The sequence below is a fragment of the Microbacterium proteolyticum genome (assembly GCF_030818075.1).
GTDB classification, from domain to species: domain Bacteria; phylum Actinomycetota; class Actinomycetes; order Actinomycetales; family Microbacteriaceae; genus Microbacterium; species Microbacterium proteolyticum_A.
On record NZ_JAUSZZ010000001.1, the window covers coordinates 2,284,791 to 2,306,075 of the forward strand.

The 21,285-nt window shown below is 70.2% G+C and carries 17 protein-coding genes and 1 pseudogene; 4 read left to right on the forward strand and 14 right to left on the reverse strand.

Features of this window, described 5'->3' with window-relative positions; translation table 11 throughout:
- The first annotated feature begins 19 nt into the window (after positions 1-19).
- Together secG and QE392_RS10595 are read left to right on the forward strand one after the other, a co-directional pair.
- Positions 20-268: a preprotein translocase subunit SecG gene (gene secG / locus QE392_RS10590; RefSeq protein ID WP_307451437.1), complete on the forward strand. Its 249-nt coding sequence runs from the start codon at positions 20-22 to the stop codon at positions 266-268.
- Position 269: 1 nt separating this feature from the next.
- Complete coding sequence (locus QE392_RS10595; protein WP_307451439.1) at positions 270-623, forward strand: RNA polymerase-binding protein RbpA; 354 nt, start codon at positions 270-272, stop codon at positions 621-623.
- Positions 624-714: 91 nt separating this feature from the next.
- Here QE392_RS10595 and QE392_RS10600 read toward each other — a convergent pair whose 3' ends face one another.
- From QE392_RS10600 to QE392_RS10620, 5 genes and pseudogenes are all read right to left on the reverse strand, one after another.
- Entirely contained in the window at positions 715-1,464 is a 750-nt protein-coding gene (locus tag QE392_RS10600) for a hypothetical protein (RefSeq protein ID WP_307451440.1), read from the reverse strand.
- Positions 1,461-1,910: a hypothetical protein gene (locus tag QE392_RS10605; RefSeq protein ID WP_307451442.1), complete on the reverse strand. Its 450-nt coding sequence runs from the start codon at positions 1,908-1,910 to the stop codon at positions 1,461-1,463. Before QE392_RS10605 ends, QE392_RS10600 begins: the two co-directional genes overlap by 4 nt.
- Before the next feature lie 574 nt (positions 1,911-2,484).
- A pseudogene (locus tag QE392_RS17555) lies at positions 2,485-2,928 on the reverse strand (polysaccharide deacetylase family protein); the annotation flags it as partial.
- Positions 2,928-3,950: a GDP-mannose 4,6-dehydratase gene (locus tag QE392_RS10615; RefSeq protein WP_307451448.1), complete on the reverse strand. Its 1,023-nt coding sequence runs from the start codon at positions 3,948-3,950 to the stop codon at positions 2,928-2,930. The pseudogene QE392_RS17555 and the gene QE392_RS10615, both read right to left, overlap by 1 nt.
- A 29-nt stretch (positions 3,951-3,979) precedes the next feature.
- A complete protein-coding gene (locus tag QE392_RS10620; protein WP_307451453.1) occupies positions 3,980-5,308 on the reverse strand; it encodes a nucleotide sugar dehydrogenase in 1,329 nt (442 codons plus the stop codon).
- A 279-nt stretch (positions 5,309-5,587) separates the two neighbouring features.
- On the opposite strand from QE392_RS10620, the gene QE392_RS10625 reads away from it, so the two are divergent.
- A complete protein-coding gene (locus QE392_RS10625) occupies positions 5,588-6,862 on the forward strand; it encodes a glycosyltransferase family 2 protein (protein WP_307451457.1) in 1,275 nt (424 codons plus the stop codon).
- A 109-nt stretch (positions 6,863-6,971) separates the two neighbouring features.
- Here the strand turns inward: QE392_RS10625 and QE392_RS10630 are convergent, their stop codons facing one another.
- From QE392_RS10630 to tkt, 7 genes are all read right to left on the reverse strand, one after another.
- Positions 6,972-9,497 carry a LuxR C-terminal-related transcriptional regulator gene (locus QE392_RS10630; protein WP_307451460.1) on the reverse strand — a complete coding sequence of 842 codons (2,526 nt, stop codon included), beginning with the start codon at positions 9,495-9,497 and terminating at the stop codon, positions 6,972-6,974.
- Between the two features lie 185 nt (positions 9,498-9,682).
- A complete protein-coding gene (pgl, locus tag QE392_RS10635) occupies positions 9,683-10,474 on the reverse strand; it encodes a 6-phosphogluconolactonase (RefSeq protein ID WP_307451463.1) in 792 nt (263 codons plus the stop codon).
- Positions 10,471-11,418, reverse strand: a complete 948-nt coding sequence (locus QE392_RS10640; protein ID WP_307451466.1) for a glucose-6-phosphate dehydrogenase assembly protein OpcA — start codon at positions 11,416-11,418, stop codon at positions 10,471-10,473. Before QE392_RS10640 ends, pgl begins: the two co-directional genes overlap by 4 nt.
- Positions 11,415-12,965: a glucose-6-phosphate dehydrogenase gene (zwf, locus tag QE392_RS10645; protein ID WP_307451470.1), complete on the reverse strand. Its 1,551-nt coding sequence runs from the start codon at positions 12,963-12,965 to the stop codon at positions 11,415-11,417. The genes QE392_RS10640 and zwf overlap by 4 nt, the downstream gene beginning before the upstream one ends.
- 3 nt (positions 12,966-12,968) lie before the next feature.
- Entirely contained in the window at positions 12,969-14,597 is a 1,629-nt protein-coding gene (locus QE392_RS10650) for a glucose-6-phosphate isomerase (RefSeq protein ID WP_307451473.1), read from the reverse strand.
- A complete protein-coding gene (gene tal, locus QE392_RS10655; protein ID WP_307451475.1) occupies positions 14,594-15,715 on the reverse strand; it encodes a transaldolase in 1,122 nt (373 codons plus the stop codon). Before tal ends, QE392_RS10650 begins: the two co-directional genes overlap by 4 nt.
- 18 nt (positions 15,716-15,733) lie before the next feature.
- Positions 15,734-17,830: a transketolase gene (tkt, locus tag QE392_RS10660; protein WP_307451477.1), complete on the reverse strand. Its 2,097-nt coding sequence runs from the start codon at positions 17,828-17,830 to the stop codon at positions 15,734-15,736.
- A 225-nt stretch (positions 17,831-18,055) separates the two neighbouring features.
- Here tkt and QE392_RS10665 point away from each other — a divergent pair, with 225 nt between their 5' ends.
- Complete coding sequence (locus QE392_RS10665) at positions 18,056-18,982, forward strand: heme o synthase (protein ID WP_307454118.1); 927 nt, start codon at positions 18,056-18,058, stop codon at positions 18,980-18,982.
- 486 nt (positions 18,983-19,468) lie between these two features.
- On the opposite strand, the gene QE392_RS10670 is transcribed toward QE392_RS10665, so the two are convergent.
- Both QE392_RS10670 and QE392_RS10675 read right to left on the reverse strand, forming a co-directional pair.
- Positions 19,469-19,939, reverse strand: coding sequence for a dinucleotide-utilizing enzyme (locus tag QE392_RS10670; RefSeq protein ID WP_307451480.1), 471 nt, complete (start codon positions 19,937-19,939; stop codon positions 19,469-19,471).
- Between the two features lie 165 nt (positions 19,940-20,104).
- Positions 20,105-21,091 carry a COX15/CtaA family protein gene (locus QE392_RS10675; RefSeq protein WP_307451483.1) on the reverse strand — a complete coding sequence of 329 codons (987 nt, stop codon included), beginning with the start codon at positions 21,089-21,091 and terminating at the stop codon, positions 20,105-20,107.
- Positions 21,092-21,285: the final 194 nt, after the last annotated feature.

The following is a 21,285-nucleotide window of genomic DNA, read 5'->3' on the forward strand; positions in this document are numbered from 1 at the left end:
GCGCGAAAGGTTTTCGACTGTGCAGATTCTCGAGTTCGTGCTGCAGGTGCTGCTGGGCGTCACCAGCCTCCTGCTGACCCTGCTGATCCTGCTCCACAAGGGTCGCGGTGGCGGTCTCTCCGACATGTTCGGTGGTGGGATGAGTTCCGCCCTCGGTTCATCCGGACTCGCGGAGCGCAACCTCAACCGTTTCACGGTGGTCCTAGGACTGGTGTGGTTCGTCACCATCGTCGGTCTCGGCCTCCTGACCAAGTTCGCGGAGCTCTGATATGGCTACGGGTGGCAATGCTATTCGCGGGTCGCGCGTCGGCGCCGGCCCCATGGGCGAGCAGGATCACGGCTTCCACGCCGACCGTGTCGCCGTGTCCTACTGGGACGCCCTCGGTAACGAAACCGTGCGGTATTTCGCCGCGGGAATCCCCGACGACGAGATCCCTGAGACGATCGACTCCCCGCACTCCGGTCTTCCGGCCGGACGCGACAAGGCGAACCCGCCGGCGCTCGCAAAGGCGGAGCCGTACAAGACGCATCTCGCGTACGTGAAGGAGCGTCGGAGCGAAGAAGAGGCCGCGTCGCTTCTCGACGACGCCCTGCAGCAATTGCGCGAGCGCCGCGGTCAGTGACTCTCGCGAAGGCCGGATGCCATGGCATCCGGCCTTCTGCTGTTTTCGCACATGACGCACGGCGCCGATGCGACCTGAACGGCGGTCCGCGTCATCGCACGGGCGAGTCGGTCACGATGCGCTTCCAGGGGCCGGCCGGCACGTCATCGTCGTCCACGAACGCCCAATCGACCCTGTCGCCGTCTCCGTCGAGGTCGGCGAATCCGAGGCACCCGTTGAGCGCGGGCGACACATCGAGGCCGGCACCGTTGTAGCGGGTGTTCGCAGGCCGGCGATCATCCTCACCGAAGACGTATACGGCGTCGCGGTACTCCCCGGGACCGGCGTCCTGGATCTGCCCGTAGCAGAGGTGTCCGTCGCGGTGCAGCGCCACCCAGCGATTCTTCATCAGGCTCGCCGAGGGGTCGTCGACATGGCGCGCGTAGGCGGGATCCGCCGCCCAGGGTACGACGTCCCCCCGCGTGGCGAAGCCCTCCGCGTCGTTGACGTCGTCGAACGGCAGGTCGAGGTAGAAGGGGTTCTGACGAGGCGTCATGCGAGTGGGGAAGTAGCCGTTCTCGGCCGTCCGCTGCTCGGTGCGACACCCGTCGCCGGTGTCGATGCCGTCGCACCCTCCGTAGGACGCGAGCCAGTCGGAATCGTAGGTCGAGATGCGCTGGCTGCCGTCGGACGCACCCGCGTCGAACACCTCGCCGACCCAGAAGGTCGTCGCTACGATGTCGGTGTGCCAGGGGTAGCCGGTGTCCGGACGCGGCCGATCGGGCGCGGCGCAGCCGCAGAGCGACACGGCGACGACCACCGCGAGGGTGATCGCCGCCGTCGGCCGCGCCTGCCTCCTCACCCGAGTTCGGTGCTCTCTGTGGGCCGGAACAGCTCGACCGGACCCGCGGGCTGGACGACGGCCGGGCTGCCTGACGAACGCGTGACCGTCCCCGCGACGGGCAGGGGCGGCGCCCCGGCGCTGTCGTAGAGCTGCAGGTCGTCGGTGCGGAGGCTGCCGTCGGCGAAGATCGTCAGGGCGAAGCTGATGCCGTTGTAGCCCATCGGGATCGGCGGGGTCGTCCAGTCCGCCTGCGTCCAGCCCGGCGCCGCGCCGAACCAGGGGCTCGACGTCCAATACGTCCACGCACCGGAGGTGGAGCGCAGGTACACCGCGAATTGCGTTACGCCGCTGGAGACGTACCACTCGCGCAGTGTGTACGTGCGCCCGGGGGTCACGGTCGGCGCGCACTGTCCGAGATCGAATTGGGGCAGGAGCTTCGCATCGCCGTCGACGTAGCCGTTCATGGTGATCCCACTGGCGATGGCCCCGCTGTGGGCGGGTGGACCCGTGTGGAAGGTGGGGGAGTTGGCCCCGTATCCGCCTCGCATCCAGCAATCGGGGGCTCCGACCTCTCGGCTCGGGTTCACGATGCCGTTCGTCGATCCGGTCGGGGCGGCGACGACCGGCCCCGCGACCAGTGGCCTGGCCGTGCCGCCGATCACGTCGCCGATCGTCCGCACGATCGTGCCGGAGGCCTGGCGCGGCCTCAGCCACGCCAGGAACTGGGAGAAGACGCGCGGGGTGACGGCGAGGTCGCTGCACGCGTCCGCGCACACGTCGTGGAAGGTGAACTGCACCCAGCCGCCCGCCGTTGCGCTCTGCATTGGTGACACCGGCCTTGAGATCATCGAGGGTCCACGTGGCATCCACTTGATCGAGGGCTCTCAGCGCGAAGGGATCCGCGGGACGCGTCGATTCGGCGTACGGGCAATCCGCACAGCCGAAGCGACTCCGGATGTCGCCGAGCAGGCGCGCACTGCTGTACCCGCACGCGGCGGCGGCCTGCTCGACATCGGGAGTGCTGGACGCGAAGGGATACGCGAAGGTTCGGACCGTGAAACCCCACGCGGTGAGATTGCGGCGGTCGGTGCAGATCTGCCGTTTCGCTTCGTCGACGCTCACCTGGGCGAGATCGGGATGGTTGACCGTGTGGCCGCCGATCTCGTGGCCCGCATCCTTCAGCGATGTCAGATCGGCGCGTGTCATGTGGCTCGCGGCGCCGATGAACCCGGAGGGCACGTAGAAGGTGGCCTTCATGCCGTTCGCGCGCAACGCGGGAAGCGCTTGGAGTTGATTGGCGTCGGCGTCGTCGAAGGTCAGACTGACGATGGTGCGCGGGGCGGCGTCGGCCGGCGGTGCCGGCTCCGCCGCGATCAGACCGCCGGCGCCGATGGCGATCGCCGCGACGACGGCGAGGCAGCGCCGGACCGCAGGCGCACCGAGTGGGCGTGGTGACCGGTCCCCACGGGTCCGGACACGCATCACACCACGCCCCGGAAGGATGCCGCGCCCGCCAGGGGCATGGCATCCGACCCCAGACGCTCACGCGAGAGCAGATCGGCGGCGACGCGCAGGATCGTCGAGGTGAGCGACGTCCGCGGTTCGTAGCCGATGAGCTCGTGCGCCTTGGTGTTGTCGGGCACGCGACGACGCATGTCTTCGAACCCGGGCGCGTACGCCTGCTCATAAGGGACGAGTTCGACGGTGCTCCGGCTGTCGAGGGTGCGGATGATCTCCTGTGCGAGCTCGAGGATGGAGATCTCGCGGGCGCCCCCGAGGTTGTACGCCTGGCCCCGTGCGCGCGGATCGCGCTCGATGCGCACCATCGCAGGCACGATGTCCTCGACGGCGGAGAAGCACCGCGTCTGCAGTCCGTCGCCGAAGACGGTCAGCGGCTGACCGCGCAGGGCCTGCCCGACGAGGTTCGGGAGCACCATTCCGTATCGGCCGGTCTGGCGGGGTCCGACAGTATTGAAGAGGCGGACGATCGAGACGTCGAGCCCCTCCTGGTCGCAGCAGGCCATTGCGAACGCTTCGTCGATGCCTTTTGCGCCGGCGTACGTCCAGCGCGACAGCAACGGGTCGCCCAGCACGCGGTCGGAGTTCTCGTGCAGGCGATCGGCGGTGTTCTTGCCGTACACCTCGCTGGTCGATGCCAGCAGGACCGATGCCTGCCGCTCGATCGCAGCGGTGAGGACGTTCTCCGTTCCGTGGATGTTGACGCGGAGTCCGCGGAGCGGCTGCTCGACGATGAGCTTCACGCCCACCGCCGCAGCGAGGTGGAACACCCGGTCGCACCCCTGCATCGCCTGGCCCACCGTCGCGGTGTTCAGGATGGAACCGTGGACCATCGTCAGCCGCGGATGGTCGGCGACGCCGGCGAGATTCCGCGCCGACCCGGTGGACAGGTCGTCGAGGATCACGACCTCGTCACCGAGGTCGAGGAGGTGTTCGACGAGGTGGCTGCCGACGAAGCCGGCCCCGCCGGTCACGAGAGATCGCATACCCCCGCGGCCGGTATAGACGGAGACGTTCACAGCAGCACCCGCCCCGCGATGTCGCCGCTGCGGTAGGTCCCGTCGACGACGACCGTATTGCCGTCCAACCAGCCGAGATCGCTGTCGTGATGGCGGGTGTGAACGAGGACGACGTCGGCACGGAACGCCGCGGGGTCCGTGAGCGATTCGCGTTCCCGACCCGAGGCGAGCCGGATGCGGGGCGCGTGCGTGTCGACGAACTGGACCTCGGCACCGAGATCGATGAGCAGATCGATGATCTCGAGCGCGGGCGATTCCCGCAGATCGGCGACGTCGGGCTTGTAGGCGACCCCGACGACGAGGATCCGCGCGTTGAGAGTGCTCTTGCCGGCCCGCCCGAGCACGTCGCGGATCCGTTCGACGACGCGCCGAGGACGCGCGGCGATGCGCGTCATCGCCTCGGTGATGACGCCGGCATCCACGTGCAGCGCCTTGAGCTGCCACAGCAGGTAGTGCGGATCGCACGGGATGCAGTGACCTCCCACGCCCGGCCCCGGGTAGAAGGCCATGAAGCCGTACGGCTTCGTACTCGCCGCCTCGATCACCTCGGTGACCGGGACGTCGAGCGCTCCGCAGATGTCGGCGAACTCGTTCGCGAGCGCGATGTTCACCGCGCGGAAGGTGTTCTCGAGCAGCTTCGTCATCTCGGCGGTCGCCAGGCTCGACACGCGGTGCACCTGGGCCGCATAACGGGAGAGCAGGCGAGCGCCCTCCTCCTCGCACTGCGGGGTGGCGCCGCCCACGACGCGCGGGACCACCTCCTGCGCGAAACCGACGTTGCCCGGATCGATCCGTTCGGCGCTGAAGGTCACGAACACGTCCTGGCCGATGCGCAGCCCGCGATCCTGGAGCGGCTTCTCGACGAGGTCGCGTGTGCAGCCGACATAGGTGGTGGAGGTGAGCATCACAAGCTGACCCGGCCGCGCGGCGGCGACGACGGTGGCGCACGCCGCGCGGAGGGCGACGAGGTCTGGTACCTGCCGGTCGTCGACGGGAGTGGGGACGCACACGACGACGGCCGCGGCCCGCGCGAGCTCGCGCACGTCACCGGTCAGCCGGAATCCTGCGGGGGCACGCAGCGCCGCATCGAGGCGTTCGCGGTCGGAACCGATGAGGTCGGCACCCCGGGCGGCGATCGTGCGCAGACGGCGGGATGACGCGTCGAGGGCGAGCACGCGTGACCCACTCGCGTGGTACGCGAGCGCCGTCGGCAGCCCGACGTACCCGAGCCCCACGATGGCGACGTCGAAATCAAAGGGCGCGTCCGCTGGCATCGGCGGGAGAGGGGCGTCGAACATGTCCGCCCGGACGTCGAGGGTGGTCATCGTGATCCTCCAGAAGCGGGTGCGGGAGCAGTCGGGAGATCGGCGTCGATCTCACGCTCACCTTGAGCCGCCGCGGCGAGGCGGTCAACGAATCGGGCACGATCGTGCGGCTCACCGCGCACCGCATTCGGATCATGCGGTGGACCGCAGCACGCGTGCGGGCCGTCCCGCGACGGCGGGTCGCGCGAGTGCGTACGGTCGAGCGGGATCGAAAGGGGATGCCATGGGGTCCCGAACCGCCGTCGAGGGACCGACGGTCGATGCCGCGGGGCGTCCGACGTGACTCCCGCGATCGTGATCGTCGTCGCGTTCTGCACGATCGGATTCTCCACCGTGGTGTGGGGCATCGCGGCCCTGTGCCGGCTCGTCGTCATCGCGCGCGCCGAGACGTCCCTGCTCTCACCGTCGATGTTCTATCGGCCCGAGGAGGTCGCGGTCCTCATCGCCGCTCACGACGAGCACCTCGTGATCGCGGAGGCGGTCCGAGCTGCACGCGCCCTCGTGCCCGCGGGCAACGTCTTCGTGGTGTCCGACGGGTCGAGCGACGAGACCGCGGCCCGCGCGCGCGAGGCGGGCGCCGTCGCGTGGGATCTCGCCCCCAACCGGGGCAAGGCCGGGGCGATCCGCGCTGCTCTGGAGCGATTCCGCATCCCGGAGCGATTCCCACTGCTGCTCCTCCTCGACGCCGATTCGCGCCCACGGCCCGATTACCTGCGCACCGGCCTGCCGTTGTTCACCGACGAGAGCGTGGTGGCGGTCGCCGGGCGGGCGACGACCGCGCCGGACGCCGCGACCGGTCGTATGGGCCGTGTGCTGACGTCCTACCGGGAACGCACCTACGTGTGCACCCAGTACCTCCACAAGTTCGGGCAGGCGGCGCGCGCCGTCGACGCGGTGACGATCGTGCCGGGGTTCGCGAGCATGTACCGCACCGACGTGCTCCACCGCATCGACATCGACGCACCCGGGCTGTCGATCGAGGACTTCAACATGACCTTCGAGGTGCACGCGAAACGCCTGGGGCGCATCGCGTTCCACCCCGCCTGCGCCGTGGCGGAGACGCAGGACCCGGCGATCCTCCGCGACTACAGCGCCCAGATGCGTCGGTGGAGCCTCGGCTTCTGGCAGACGGTCCGACGCCATGGTCTGCGCCGCGGTCTGTTCTGGATATCCGTCGGTGTCTTCGCGGTCGAGACGATCGTCTCCAGTCTCGTCCTGACACTGATGGTGCCGGTGGTGACCATCGCTGCGCTCGCCGCTGTGACGACCACGATGGTGAGCGGAGAAGCGGCCGTCGTCGTGCAGACGGTCGCGACGGCACTGCCGGTCGGTCCGCTGGCGGCGGCGTTCCTCGTGGGGGACTCCGTGCTGACGGCGTTCGCGTGCGTCGTCACGCGCACGCGTCCGCGTGCATGGATGCTGTTGTATCCCGGTCTGCGGGTGTGGGACGCGATGCTCTGCCTCCGTGCTCTCGTTGCGGCGTTCGGTCGCCCGTCCGACGGTCGCTGGCGCAGTCCGGACCGCCGTGCGGCGTTGTCACCCGCTGCGCCGTGACCCGCCGGCATCCCGACGCAGGGATGCCGCGCTGTGACCCGGTGGGGCGTGCCTCGGCCGGATGCCACGCGCCCGTCCGTCCTTCAGCGCCGCCGCGGTGCGTTCGGACTCAGGACGGCGACGAGCCGTGCAGGAGGGCGACCAGGTGCACGCGCGACGTCACACCGAGTTTCCGGTAAATGCCAGTCAAACGCAGTTCGACGGTGCGAAGCGAGATGAAGAGGGTAGCCGCGATCTCGCGGTTGCGGAGCCCCTGACCCACGAGCGCCACGACGTCGCGCTCGTGCGGGGTGAGGGAGCGTCCGCGATCGGCATGACGCGGCACCGCACGCGCCGGGGGCCGGTCGGCGGCAGGCAGGCACCGCTCGCGAGCCGCCGTCAGCAGCAGCCGCTCGATCGGCGGGTCGTCGGTGCGCGAGACGGCCGCCGCCACGCGGAAGGCTTCGGCGCCGTCGCCGTCGCTGCGACAGACCGCGCGGGAGCGCGCCACCGCGAGCGTCGTCCACCGACGGGGAATGCGCGCGGATGCCGCCTCGAGCCGGGCCAGGGTGCGGCGCGCCTCTGCACGGTCGCCGCTCAACCACAGCGCCTCGATGAGGTCGGCATCGGCGCGCAGGATCGACGGGTCATCGCAGGGAACGGCCTCCCGGGCAGCGTGGAGGGATACGACCGCATCGTCGAACCTCCCCTCCGCCAGGGCGGCGCCCCCCTCGATGACGGCGAACCACGGCAGCGGGGTCGTCATGCCCGCCCGGCGGCAGAGGTCTCGACCAAGCCGCACGAGTTCGTCCAACCCGTCTCCCAACGGGTCCAGCGCCGCGGCGCCGGCGAGGACGAGGACGTCCGCCACGTGGGGTGCGCGGCCCGGGCCCCACTCTCGTCGCCAGGCCTCGACGGCTTCGCGCGCGGCGACCGGATCGCCGCCGCGAACCTCGTTCATCACCTGGAGGCAGTGCAGCTGATCGCGCCAGTAGGGTGCGGCGCGCGGTCGACTCTCGAGCCGGGCGACGATGCGGCGTCGCACGGCGGCGTACTCCTCCCGCAGGATGGCGCCCTGCAGCGCGAGCAACTCCTGTTCGAGGGGGAGGTCCGGACGAGACGTGCCGGCAGCGACGCCCGAGTCGACGGCGCCGGGGAGCAGGACGTCGGCGCCCATCGCCGCGAGGAGGCGGGCGAGCAGAGCCGTCTCGGTCGACGCGACACCTTTCTGGACCGCGAGCCCGACCAGACCGACCGCCCGCTCGGTCTCCGCGCGCCACAGGTGCAGCCGGGCGCTCTCGCAGAGAAGCCGCTCGGCGCCGTGCGGGTCGTCGGTCTCCGTGGCGACGCGCAGCATGGTTTCGTCGACGACATGGTCGGCGGCCCGGGTCGCTCGGAGCCACGCAAGCGCCGCCCGCGTCCGCACTTCCGGATCGCCGGGGGCTCCGGCCCGCCGGAGATAGTGACGGCCGCGCTCGTCGTGGCCCTGCATCACGAGCGCCTCGCCGAGGTCGACGAGCAGCCGACACCGCGAAACGTCATCGACCCGCCCGGCCAGGGCGCGCTCGGCGAACTCCACCGCGGCTGAGGGTTCGCCCGAACGGGCCAGGTCGACCGCCGCGACCAACAGCCGCGTGCGATCGCAGTCGGTCTCGAGGTGACTACGGTGCCACAGATGGGTCGCCGGGTACTTCTGTGCGTGCTCCTGGGAGGCTTGCGCATGCAGGCGGGACCTCTCGTCGGCGGACAAGGCCGCGAACTGGCGCAGTCTCCGGGCGGGGTCGGCGATCCGGGCCAGCTCGCCGTGCACGGCGACGAGTCCCTCATCGATCAACGTCTGCATCTCGAGGCCACGTTCGGCGGCGACGGAGCGCAGACGGTCGTGGCCGAACACCGGTCCTACGCACAGGAGGTCCATCACCCCGTCGATTCGAGGGTCTCGGCGCCTCCGGCGCTCGCGATGAGCCGGGTCGTCATCGACGAGGCGGAGGGGGAAAGGGAGGGGATCGTCACCGGCCGCCTCGCAGGGCGTGAGGCGCACACGCGAGAGGATGCCGGGATCGCCGCCCGCGCAGGCCGCCACCGTGTGCAGAACGGCGGCAGCCGCCGTGGGCCCCAGGACGGCTCGGGCGAGGTCCAGCGACTCCTCGAACGACAACCGCTCGATGCGCGCGCGACGCATGCCGGCGAAATCGCGTCGACCGTCCGCGGTTCCCGCGGTCGCGACGACGCTGAGACCGGTACCGCGCAGGCGGCCGAAGACGTACGACAGCACCGTGACGCTCGCGCCGTCCAGGTGGTCCAGGTCGTCGACGACCACGATGTCGGGTTCGCCGGACACGAGGTGGAGCGTGCGGCTGAGCTCCTCGGCGATCAGGTGTTCGGGCCAGTCCCGGCCGCGTGCGAGAAGCGCATCGACCGCGTGGCGCCGCTCGCCACCGAGACCCGCCGCCAGGGCCGACAACCCCGAGTACGGCCACATCCGCTCGCTCGGGCTCGCCGCCACCACGACCGCGCCGTGCTCTTCGGCGATCGCGCGGGCGAGAGTAGTCTTTCCGATGCCCTCCTCCCCGATGAGGAGGCACCCCGATCCCCCCGAGGCCTCGATGACGTCCTTCGCGATGCGTCTCTCGCGCATACGACCGACAAATGGCATCCCACGTCCCCACTGCGTCGTCCCGCACCGGAATCGCACGTCCCGGGCCGGATCAGGATGCCCCCCGATCGAAGGCTAAGCTGCGGGTCCGGCGGACGACAAGAGGGGACTTCCCCCGTGAAACCACAACGCCGAGAGGGGGACCGGATGCCGTGGCATCCGGTCCCCCTCTCGGTCACGATCGCTCAGTACTCGCGGTCGATGAGCTGCGGCGGAACCTGATCTGCGGCGACCTCGTCGACGAAGAACGCCGTACGACGGCGGCCCTTCGCGCCGGCGGCGGGGACGCTCTGGTAGCTCGCCCCGGCGAGGGCGAGACCGAGAGCCGCGGCCTTATCGGCGCCGGCGATGACCATCCACACCCGCTTGGAGCTGTTGATGACCGGGCGCGTCAGCGACACGCGATCACTCGGCGGTTTGGGCGACTCGCGCACCGGCACGGTGGCCCGGTCCGTCACCGAGATCTCGGGGCGGTCCGGGAACAGCGACGCGATGTGTGCGTCGGGCCCGACCCCGAGGAAGCAGATGTCGAACGAGGGCCACGGGCCCGACTCGTTGCGGTCCGACGGAGCGAACTGAGCGAGTTCGTCGGCGTAGGCGATCGCCGCGGCATCCAGATCCACGCCGTCATCGCTGGAGGCGACGGTGTGGATGTTCTCCGCCGGCACGTCGAGGTGGTCGAGAAATGCCTCGCGCGCCTGCTTCTCGTTGCGGTCGTCGCTGTCGCGCGGCACGAAGCGCTCGTCACCGAACCAGAAGTGCACGAGCGACCAGTCGATGTCGGAGACGCGCTCATCGCGCGCGGCCGCGCGGAGAACGGCTCCGCCCATCGTTCCGCCGGTGAGGCAGATGTGCATGCGCTTACCCTCGTCGACGCGCTTGACGATGCGGTTCACGAAGCGGGTCGCCACGTACTCCGCCAGCGTGTCGGCGTCGCGCTTGATGATGACGCGCTTGGCCGCACCGCTGTCGCTCATGATCCGCTCGTCTCATTCGTCGTGTGCAGCAGCTCGTGGCCCTCCGTGATGACGCGGCCGTAGAGCAGGTCGGGGTCGAGTCGGCGCAGCTCCTCGGCCAGGCATTCGCGCAGCGTCCGTCGCGGGAAGGCGAGGTCGTGCGTGGGCTGCCCGGGCTGGCTGAGGATCGCGACGCCGGCCTCGGGGCGCTCGAGCAGCGTGTCGCCGCTCGCGCGCGTCAGCCGCACCGACTTGATCCCGCTGCTCCACTCGTCCGCCGGAAGGTAGGCGTAGTCGACCGGGGCGTCCAGCTTCATTCCGAGCCACGCCGCGAGCAGGGCGGTCGACGGGGAATCCGATGCCCCCCGCACTTCGATCGCCGTCACCGGCTCATAGGGCGGCTGGTCGAGCACCGCGGCGAGCTGCTCGCGCCACCGCGTCACGCGGGTCCATGCGAAGTCGGTGTCGCCGGGGGAGTAGTGCTCGCCGAGCCGTGCGACCCACGCCGCCGGATCGGCTTGCGACGAGGCATCCGTGATGCGACGTTGCGCGATACGACCGATGGGCGAGCGCGCAGGCTTCACCGGAGCATCCGCCGGCCACCACGCGACGACCGGGGCGTCGGGCAGCAGCAGGCCCGTGACGAGGCTCTCCGCGTTGGTGCCCGCGGCGCCGTGGGCGCGCAGCACCACCACCTCGCTGGCGCCGGCGTCTCCGCCCACGCGGATCTGCGCGTCGAGGCGGGGATCCGCGTCCTGGTCGCCGAACAGCACGACGATGACGCGCATCGGGTGCTCGCGGGAGGCGTCGTTCGCGGCCTCGATGACTTCTTCTTCGGCGCCGTGCTGCGTGATGATGATCAGGGTCAGCACACGGCCGAGAGCGACGGCTCCGCCCTCTTCGCGGACGCTGACGAGCTTCTTCGAGATCGCGCTGACGGTGGTGTCGGGAAGGTCGATGATCACGGGCGTCTCCAGGTGCGGCCGTCACGGGCGAGGAGTTCGTCGGCGGATGCCGGCCCCCACGATCCGGGCGAGTACTGTTCGAGCGGACCGCCCTGAGCGGCCCAGAATTCTTCGATCGGGTCGAGGATCTTCCAGCTGAGCTCGACCTCTTCGTGACGCGGGAACAACGGCGGGTCACCGAGCAGCACGTCGAGGATGAGGCGCTCGTAGGCCTCGGGGCTGGCTTCGGTGAAGGCGTGGCCGTAGCCGAAGTCCATGGTCACGTCGCGCACCTGAGTGCCGTCGCCGGGGACCTTCGAGCCGAAGCGGATGGTCACGCCCTCGTCGGGCTGCACGCGGATGACCAGCGCATTCTGCCCCAGCTCCTGGGTCTGGCTCCGCGAGAAGAGCTGCTGCGGGGCGCGCTTGAACACCACGGCGACCTCGGTGACGCGGCGCCCGAGGCGCTTGCCGCTGCGGACGTAGAACGGCACCCCCGACCAGCGGCGGGTGTTGATCTCGAGCTTGATCGCCGCGTACGTCTCGGTGACCGATTCGGGGTTCATCCCGTCCTCTTCGAGGAAGCCGAGCACGTGCTCGCCGCCCTGCCAGCCGCCGGCGTACTGCCCGCGGGCCGTGGCCTCGGCGAGGTTCTCCGGCAGACGGACCGCTGCCAGCACCTTCTCCTTCTCGGCGCGGAGGTCTGCGGCGTTGAAGCTGATGGGCTCCTCCATCGCGGTCAGCGCGAGCAGCTGCAGGAGGTGGTTCTGGATGACGTCGCGCGCCGCGCCGATGCCGTCGTAATAGCCCGCGCGTCCGCCCACGCCGATGTCCTCGGCCATGGTGATCTGCACGTGATCGACGTAGTTGCGGTTCCAGATCGGCTCGTAGAGCTCGTTGGCGAAGCGCAGCGCCAGGATGTTCTGCACCGTCTCTTTGCCGAGATAGTGGTCGATGCGGAAGATCGAATCGGCGGGGAAGGCGCTCTCGACCACCTCGTTCAGCTCCCGGGCGGAGGCGAGGTCGTGACCGAACGGCTTCTCGATGACGACGCGCCGCCAGCCCGTGGTGTCGTCGGCGGTCTCCCCGACGAGCCCGGAGGCCTTGAGCTGCGTGGTCACGAGCGGGAAGGCCTTGGGCGGGATCGACAGGTAGTACGCGTGATTGCCCATGGTGCCGCGCTCGGTGTCGAGCTTGTCGACCGTCGCGCGCAGGCGCTGGAACGCCTCGGGGTCGTCGAACTCGCCCTGGACGAAGCGGATGCCCTCGAGGAGCTCCTTCCACGTCTCCTCGCGGAACTCGGTGCGGGCGTACTTCTTCACCGAGTCGTAGACGACCTCGGCGAAGTCCTGATCCTCCCAATCGCGGCGCGCGAAACCGACCAGGGCGAAGCCCGGCGGCAGCAGACCGCGGTTGGCGAGGTCATAGACCGCCGGCATGAGCTTTTTGCGCGACAGGTCGCCGGTGACGCCGAAGATCACGAGGGCGCTGGGCCCCGCGATCCGGCTCAAACGGCGATCCTCGGGATCGCGCAGGGGATTGTGACCCGGTGTGATCTCTACGACCATGTTCTACTGTGCCGCCTCGAAAAGTGAGAGCACCTCGACCTGCGGGTCGGTCAGCGTCAGCGTGACGACGGGACGGCCATGCGGCGCCCCCGCCAGCACGCTCGCGTCTCCCGCGGCCTGTGCCTGGATGAGTTGTCCGAACGTGAACGGTCGACCGGGGATCTCGAGGTCGACGTCCGTGCGTTCGAGGATTTGCAGGAAGACACCCGTTGCAGGTCCTCCCTTGTGGTACTGGCCCGTGGAGTGCAGGAACCGGGGACCCCATCCGAAGGTGGTGGGGCGTCCGGAATCGGCTGCCACGAGTTCGCGAAGGCCGACGAGCTGCGGGAGCTCGAGACGGTTCACGTAGGCCTGGATGCTGACGTAGCCGTCGGCGGGCACCCGGGCCATGAGCGTCGCGAGCACGCCCGCGACGGTGCCGTCAGCCGCGAGCGTCGGGTCGGACACGCGCACCTCGACGCCGTCGGCGACGAACGCCGGGGCGGTGGGGGCGGGCTGCGCCTGCAGGAGGCCGCGCGTGGCCTCCTTGGCCGACTCGACGTCGGGCTGATCGAACGGGTCGATCCCGAGCAGGCGTCCCGCGATCGCGGTCGCGTACTCCCACACGACGAATTGCGCACCGAGCGAACCGCTGACGAGCACTTCGCCGGTGTGGCGTTCGAAGAGGTGGAACGCCTGGGCGTCGTCGACGAAGCGCACGACCTGCAGGTCGTCGGGCGCGGACTCCAGTTCGGGCGAGACGGGAAGCAGCACCACGGGCAGGATGCCGGAGCCGTCCTTGCCCGTGGACTCCGCGACGAGCTGCTCGATCCAATCCGGAAGACCGACGATGTGAGTGCCGTCCGTGACGAGCCCGAGCTTGTCGCGCCGCAGGTCCCCGCCGCCGGCGATCGCGGCGGCCAGGACGAGGGCGGGGTTCTCGGGCGAGTCGATCGCCACCTCGAGGAGCGTTGCATCCGCCTCGTCGAGCAGTTCGTCGATGTCGACCCCGGCGAGCCCGGTGGGCACGAGGCCGAAGGCGGTGAGCGCGGAGTACCGGCCACCCACCTCGGGATCGGCGAGGAAGACGCGATAGCCCTCGGCACGCGCGGATTCTTCCAGAGGCGAGCCCGGGTCGGTCACGACGACGATGCGCTCGGCCGGGTCGATACCGAGGTCGCGATAGGCGGCCTCGAAGGCGCGCTTGGCGGAGTCGGTCTCGATGGTCGAGCCGGATTTGCTCGAGACGACGAGCACGGTCTGCTCGAGACCACCCGATTCGGTGTCGCCGTCGATGGCGGCGAGCACCTGTCCGGGAGCCGTGGAGTCGAGGATCACCAACGGCACACCTGCCGTCTGCGCGATCACCTCGGGCGCGAGCGAGGACCCGCCCATGCCCGCGAGCACGACGCGGGTCACGCCCTGCGCGACCAACTGGTCGCGCAGGGCGGTGATCTCGGGAACGAGCGGGCGCGAGACGGAGACCGCCCGCACCCACCCGAGTCGACGGGACGCCTCGTCTTCTGCGGCCGGTCCCCACAGGCTCGCATCGCCGGCGGTGATGCCCGACGCGATGAGCGAACCGGTCAGGCCCGGCAGTTCGGCCGCGACGACCGAACCGACGTGGCCCGTGACCTTGACCGCGAAGCTCACTTGGCGGCCTGGGCGCTTCCCGCCTCGAGGGCGGTCTTGACCGTGTCCTGGAGCTCGTGCCACGAGGCGATGAACTTCTCGACACCCTCGTCCTCGAGCGTCTGCGTGGCGTCGGCGACGTCGACGCCGGCCGCGGCGAGACGGTCGAACACCTCGTGCGCCTCGGCGTATCCACCGGTCACGGTGTCACCCGTGATGACGCCGTGGTCGAAGGTCGCCTCGAGGGTCTTCTCCGGCATCGTGTTGACGGTGCCGGGGGCGACGAGCTCGGTGACGTAGAGCGTGTCGGGGAGGGCGGGGTCCTTCACACCGGTCGAGGCCCAGAGCGGACGCTGCACCGTGGCACCGGCATCCAGGAGCTCCTTGGCGCGGGGCTCGGCGAACTTCTTCTCGAACAGCTCGTAGGCCAGGCGCGCGTTGGCGATGCCGGCCTTGCCCTTGAGCTCGGCGGCCTCGTCGGTGCCGAGAGCCGCAAGACGCTTGTCGATCTCGGTGTCGACGCGCGAGACGAAGAACGATGCGACCGACTGCAGGGTCGAGATGTCGTGACCGGCGGCCTGCGCCTTCTCGACACCGGCCAGGTACGCGTCGATGACCTCTTCGTAGCGCTCGAGGCTGAAGATGAGCGTGACGTTGACGGAGATGCCCGCGCCGATGACCTCCGTGATCGCCGGCAGGCCCGCCTTGGTCGCGGGGATCTTGATCAGCACGTTCTTGCGGTCGACACGGGCCGACAGGTCTTTCGCCTGGGCCACGGTGCCCTCGGTGTCGTGCGCGAGGTCGGGGGAGACCTCGATCGACACGCGGCCGTCGACGCCGTTCGTGGCCTCGAAGACGGGCAGGAAGATGTCGCACGCGTCGCGGACGTCGTCCGTGGTGATCGAGAAGATCGCCTCGTCGACATCGGCGCCGGCGGCGGCGAGCTCCTGGACTTGACCCTCGTACGCCTCGCCCTTGGAGAGGGCGCCGGCGAAGATCGTCGGGTTGGTGGTGACACCCGAGACGTTGCGTGCCTCGATCAGCTCGGCGAGGTTGCCGGACTGGATGCGCTGACGCGACAGGTCGTCGAGCCAGATGCTGACGCCGGCGGCGGCGAGATCTGCGGTGGGAGTGCTCATGATTCTGGTCCTCCTGGATTACTTCGCCGCGGCGATCGAGTCGCGGGCGGCTTCGACGACGGCCTCGGCCGTGATGCCGAACTTCTGGAAAAGGGTCTTGTAGTCGGCGGATGCGCCGAAGTGGTCGATGGCGACCGAGCGGCCGGCGTCGCCGACGATGCCGTGCCAGCTGAGGGCCGAGCCGGCCTCGACCGACACGCGCGCCTTCACCGACGAGGGGAGGACCGACTCGCGGTACGCCTCGTCCTGCTCGGCGAACCACTCCAGCGAGGGAGCCGACACGACCCGCGCGTGCACGCCCTCGGCGGCCAGGGTCTCGCGGGCCTGGACGGCCAGCTGCACCTCGGAACCGGTGGCGATGAGGATGACGTCGGGCTCGCCGTTGGCTGCTTCGGCCAGCACGTAGGCGCCCTTGACGGCGCCTTCGGCGGAGGCGAACTCGTCACCGGATGCCGCGCCCTCGCCGCGGGCGAAGACGGGGATGTTCTGACGGGTCAGAGCGATACCGGCGGGGCCGGCGGTGCGGCGGAGCAGCTCGAGCCACACCACGGACGTCTCGTTGGCATCCGCGGGTCGCACGAGGGCGAAGTTGGGGATGGCGCGGAGGGTGGCCAGCTGCTCGATCGGCTGGTGGGTGGGGCCGTCCTCGCCGAGGGCGACGGAGTCGTGCGTCCAGACGAAGATCGTCGGGATGTTCATCAGGGCGGCCAGGCGCACCGGCGGGCGCATGTAGTCGCTGAAGATGAGGAACGTGCCGCCGAACGGACGGGTGGGTCCGTGCAGCACGATGCCGTTGAGGATCGCCCCCATGGCGTGCTCGCGGATGCCGAAGTGCAGGACGCGGCCGTAGGGGTCGCCCGACCACTCGTGCGTGGACCACGAGCTGGGGATGAAGGACTTGGCATCCTTGATCGTCGTCAGGTTCGACTCGGCGAGGTCGGCGGAACCGCCCCAGAGCTCGGGGAGCTCGGCGGCGAGGGCGTTGATGACCGTCCCGCTCGCGGCGCGGGTGGACACGTCCTTCCCGGCCTCGAACGCGGGCAGCGCGTCGGCGATGCCATCGGGGAGCTCGCGCGCCTGCAGGCGGTCCCACAGCTGCTTGCGCTCGGGGTGAGCGGCCGCCCACGCGTCGAACTTCTCCTGCCAGGCGGCCTTCTCGGCCTCTCCGCGCTGGACGAGCTCGCGCGTGTGCGCGATCACGTCGTCGGCGACGGCGAAGTGCTGCTCGGGGTCGAAGCCGAGCACCTCCTTGGTGGCCTTGAGCTCGTCGGCGCCGAGGGCGGAGCCGTGGATCTTGCCGGAGTTCTGCTTGCCGGGCGAGGGCCAGCCGATGATCGTCTTGAGGATGATGAGCGAGGGCTTGCTCGTCTCGCCCTTCGCGGCCTCGATCGCGGCGTGCAGCTCGGCGACGTCTTCGACGTACTCGCCGGTCTTCTTCCAGTCGACCGTCTGCACGTGCCAGCCGTAGGACTCGTAGCGCTGCGCGACGTCCTCGGTGAACGCGACGTTCGTGTCGTCCTCGATCGAGATCTGGTTGGAGTCGTAGATCGCGATGAGGTTGCCGAGCTCCTGGTGGCCGGCGAGCGAGGAGGCCTCGCTCGTCACGCCCTCCTGGAGGTCGCCGTCGCCGGCGATGACGTAGACGTAGTGGTCGAAGGGGCTTTCGCCGGCGGGGGTCTCGGGATCGAACAGGCCGCGCTCGTAGCGAGCCGCGTAGGCGAAGCCGACGGACGAGGCCAGCCCCTGACCGAGCGGACCGGTGGTGATCTCGACGCCGTCGGTGTGGCCGTACTCGGGGTGGCCGGGGGTCAGCGAGCCCCACGTGCGCAGCGCCTCGAGGTCCTTCAGCTCGAGGCCGAAGCCGCCGAGGTAGAGCTGGACGTACTGCGTCAGCGAGGAGTGACCCGCCGACAGGATGAAGCGGTCGCGTCCGGGCCAGTGCGTGTCGGCCGGGTCGTGGCGCAGGACCCGCTGGTACAGCAGGTAAGCGGCCGGGGCCAGTGACATCGCGGTACCGGGGTGACCGTTGCCCACCTTCTCGACGGCATCCGCCGCCAGAATGCGAGCGGTGTCCACCGCGCGCCGATCGATTTCATCCCATTCGAAGTCCGACAAAACGGTGCCTCTCTCGATCTGCGCCCGTTCACGGCCGACGTCCGCGCTCGCCACCGTAGGAGTGGGAGGGGGGTGGGGGTGTCGTCGCGGGGCGCGCGTTCACCGCCAGCATAGCGAGAACGCGCGGGCCCGTTGCGGATCGTGACGGGGGTCGACAGACGGCCGGGCCTCTGGTTGGGATGCCATAGAATCGTGGAGGATCTTTACGCGCTACCCCGGGGGACGATGGACATCTCGACGACGTCGCACGTGTTCGCGACGACCGATCGCCGCTCCCTCGGACGCACCGTCCGGGCGTACATCGCCCTGACCAAGCCGCGCGTCCTTGAGCTGCTGCTGGTGACGACGGTGCCGGTGATGATCCTCGCCCAGGGCGGACTCCCGAACCTCTGGCTCATCTTCGCCACGGTGATCGGCGGGTCGCTGAGCGCCGGCTCGGCCGCCGCGTTCAACATGTACCTCGATCGCGACATCGACGCGCACATGCAGCGCACGGAGAACCGCCCGCTCGTGACGGGAGAGGTGTCGCCGCGGGGCGCCCTCGTCTTCGCGTGGACTCTCGCGGTCGTGTCGACGGTGTGGCTGTGGGCCTTCACCAATCCGCTCGCAGCGGGGCTTTCCGCCGCGGCCATCTTCTTCTACGTCGTGATCTACACGATGATCCTCAAGCGCCGCACCGAGCAGAACATCGTCTGGGGCGGCATCGCGGGCTGCTTCCCCGTGCTGATCGGATGGTCGGCCGTCACGGGGTCACTGTCGTGGGCGCCCTTCATCCTCTTCGCTCTGGTGTTCCTCTGGACTCCGCCGCATTACTGGCCGCTGTCGATGAAGTACGCCGCGCAGTACGACGAAGTCGATGTGCCGATGCTCGGTGCCACGCGCAGCGGCTCCCAGGTCGGGCTGCAGGTCATCCTCTACGCGTGGGCCACGGTGGCGTGCTCGCTGCTGCTGATCCCGGTCGCGCAGATGGGTCTGGTCTACACCGTGTCGGCGCTCGTCTTCGGCGGGTGGTTCATCTACGAGTCGCACCGTCTGTACTCCCGCGCGGTCCGCGGCGGAGAACCCCGCCCCATGCGCGTGTTCCACGCCTCGATCACCTACCTGACCCTGCTCTTCGTCGCGATCGCGGTCGACCCTCTCCTGCCGTTCTGACCCGCCCGTCGACACCGCCCGTCCCCGTCGGGGGCGGGCGTTCTGCGTTATGGAGGCAGGCGCCGTGGCGGGAGGGGGGACCTCCCGCGCGGTGATTACGCGAACGGTCGCGTCGGCGTGCGCCGTGTGGCGCGAGTCGAGCGCTGCGGTGACGTTTCGGCGCGAGGGGGCGGTGTCGGGGTGTGCGGCGGGGTGGGGTCGGGCGTCGGCTCGCAACGGGTGGTGCGAGGGGAGCGGTGTCGGGGCGTGCAGCGGGAGGCGGTGCGGGTGCGGGCCCGCGTTGTGGGGCGCGAGGCGAGCGCTGCGGTGACGTTTCAGCGCGAGTGAGGCGGTGTCGCAGCACGCGGGGTCTCGCGAGCGAGCGCTCATCCCGCCAGAGCGCACCGGCGGACGATGCGGGGACAGGATGCCGCGAACGTTGGACTCCGCGGCGCAGACGACGACGGCGCCCGCCCCCGAAGGGGACGGACGCCGTGATCACCGGGGTCAGCGACGCGTGGCGTCGTCTCCCGCGTCGAGCCGGGGCTCGTCGTGCCGCGCCGCGGCCGCCTGCGGCGGCGCGGGCGTGGTCGAGGGGGTCTCGATGTCGGCGTCCTCGACCGCGAGGGGAGCGGCGGAGGGGGCGGTCGCGACGGGTTCCACCGCGGTCTCGTCGTCGCTGTCCCAGTCGATGCTCTCGACGGAGATATCGGCGCGGCGGGTCAGGGCGGTCGCCGCGGCCAGGGCCAGCACGGCGACGATGCCCACGGCGCCGGCACCGAGGACGGCCGCGCCCACGACGACCCACGACTGACCGACGTAGACCTGCACGACGGTGGCGTTGGGGTCGTTGAGGACCTCCTCCATCGCGTTGATCCCGTTCAGGACGATCGCGAGCCCACCGATGATGGCGGCCAGGGATCCGGCGACGAGCACCCAGAACGGGATGCTGGTGACCAGACGGGGACGAGTGTGCATGGGAGTACTCCTTGTCGTTCCGACCCGGGGTGGGCCGGTTTGCGAGCGCGAACGCATCGGATCTCCCATCCTGTTCGACCCCTCCGTGCCGCGCTTAGGGGTCGCCCATGAATGCCCTATGAGCGTATAAGCCGGTCCCGACCCGTCGGCGTCCGGCCCCGGCGGTCAGCCGCGTGCGGACGCCGTCTCGCGAGTTGCGGCCTGCCAGCCGCTGACCGCGGGCTGCTTGAGGCGCAGCACGACGACGGTCATGGTCGCCGCCGCGAGGGCGGCGAGCACCATGTGCGTGCCCACGGCGAGCTCGGGCAGCCCGTTCCGGGCCTGGTAGAGCCCGACCGCGATCTGCACGAGCTCGACGGCCAGCAGCGCCGTCGCCCATCGCCGCACCGGCAGGCGCAAGCGCCACGCCAGGACGACGACGATGAGCGTGAGCACGAACAGGGCGTACCCCGGCCAGGCGTGGACGTGCTCGAGCACCTGGGCGTCGAAGCCGTTGCGGATGGAGTCCTCGTCGCCCGAGTGAGGGCCGGCGCCGGTGGTGAGCACACCGAAGACGATCGTGAGGGCGAGCACCGCGGTCGTGGCGTGCACGAGTCCGGCGAACCAGCGGGGGGCGGCGAGCGTACGGGGCCCGGCGGGCTGATACATCCGCACGAGGAACGCCGCGCACACCGCCACGAGCGAGACGGACGCGACGTAGTGGAAGCCGACGATGAACGGGTTCAGGCCCGTCAGGACCGTGATGCCACCGACGATCGCCTGGGCGACGATCCCCACCAGCACGACGAGCGAGAGCACGAAGAGCACGCGGCGCTCGTGACGCATGCGCCACACGAGCACGACGACGGCAAGGGCGAGGATGCCGACGAGCCCCGTCAGAGTGCGATTGCCGAATTCGATGACACCGTGAATGCCCATCTCCGGGGTGTTCACCAGCGAATCCGCCGTGCAGCGGGGCCAGGTCGGGCACCCCAGTCCCGAGCCCGTGAGGCGGACCGCGCCGCCCGTGCCGATGATGAGCACCTCCGCCACGAACGACAGCCACGCGAACACCCGGACCCGGCGGTCGACTTCGACGGGCAGCCACCCCGCGATGCGGTGCAGGGCACCCGGGACGCGGGACGGAGAGGTGGGGGACGAAGCGGAGGGCATGCGTGCGGCTTCCTGGCGTCGAGGCGGTCCGGCGGTCCCGGGGGACGGGGCAGCGGTGGTGCCATGCCGGGACCGGGCGTTGCCTGTAGAATCGAAGGGTCCGGGTGCGACGCTCGCGCGATCCGCACCAGAGACAGTCTAGGCGCGCAGCCAGCGCCTTCGAGCGGGCCCACCAGCGACATTCCTGGGACTTC

Coding starts and splice junctions, on each gene's coding strand:
- QE392_RS10595 (WP_307451439.1), top strand. CDS start 270: ATGGCTACGGGTGGCAATGCTATTCGCGGGTCGCGCGTCGGCGCCGGC.
- QE392_RS10620 (WP_307451453.1), bottom strand. CDS start 5,308: ATGACCACCCTCGACGTCCGGGCGGACATGTTCGACGCCCCTCTCCCG.
- QE392_RS10615 (WP_307451448.1), bottom strand. CDS start 3,950: ATGCGATCTCTCGTGACCGGCGGGGCCGGCTTCGTCGGCAGCCACCTC.
- QE392_RS10605 (WP_307451442.1), bottom strand. CDS start 1,910: ATGAACGGCTACGTCGACGGCGATGCGAAGCTCCTGCCCCAATTCGAT.
- QE392_RS10670 (WP_307451480.1), bottom strand. CDS start 19,939: ATGCACACTCGTCCCCGTCTGGTCACCAGCATCCCGTTCTGGGTGCTC.
- QE392_RS10675 (WP_307451483.1), bottom strand. CDS start 21,091: ATGCCCTCCGCTTCGTCCCCCACCTCTCCGTCCCGCGTCCCGGGTGCC.
- tal (WP_307451475.1), bottom strand. CDS start 15,715: ATGAGCACTCCCACCGCAGATCTCGCCGCCGCCGGCGTCAGCATCTGG.
- QE392_RS10630 (WP_307451460.1), bottom strand. CDS start 9,497: ATGCCATTTGTCGGTCGTATGCGCGAGAGACGCATCGCGAAGGACGTC.
- zwf (WP_307451470.1), bottom strand. CDS start 12,965: ATGGTCGTAGAGATCACACCGGGTCACAATCCCCTGCGCGATCCCGAG.
- pgl (WP_307451463.1), bottom strand. CDS start 10,474: ATGAGCGACAGCGGTGCGGCCAAGCGCGTCATCATCAAGCGCGACGCC.
- QE392_RS10665 (WP_307454118.1), top strand. CDS start 18,056: ATGGACATCTCGACGACGTCGCACGTGTTCGCGACGACCGATCGCCGC.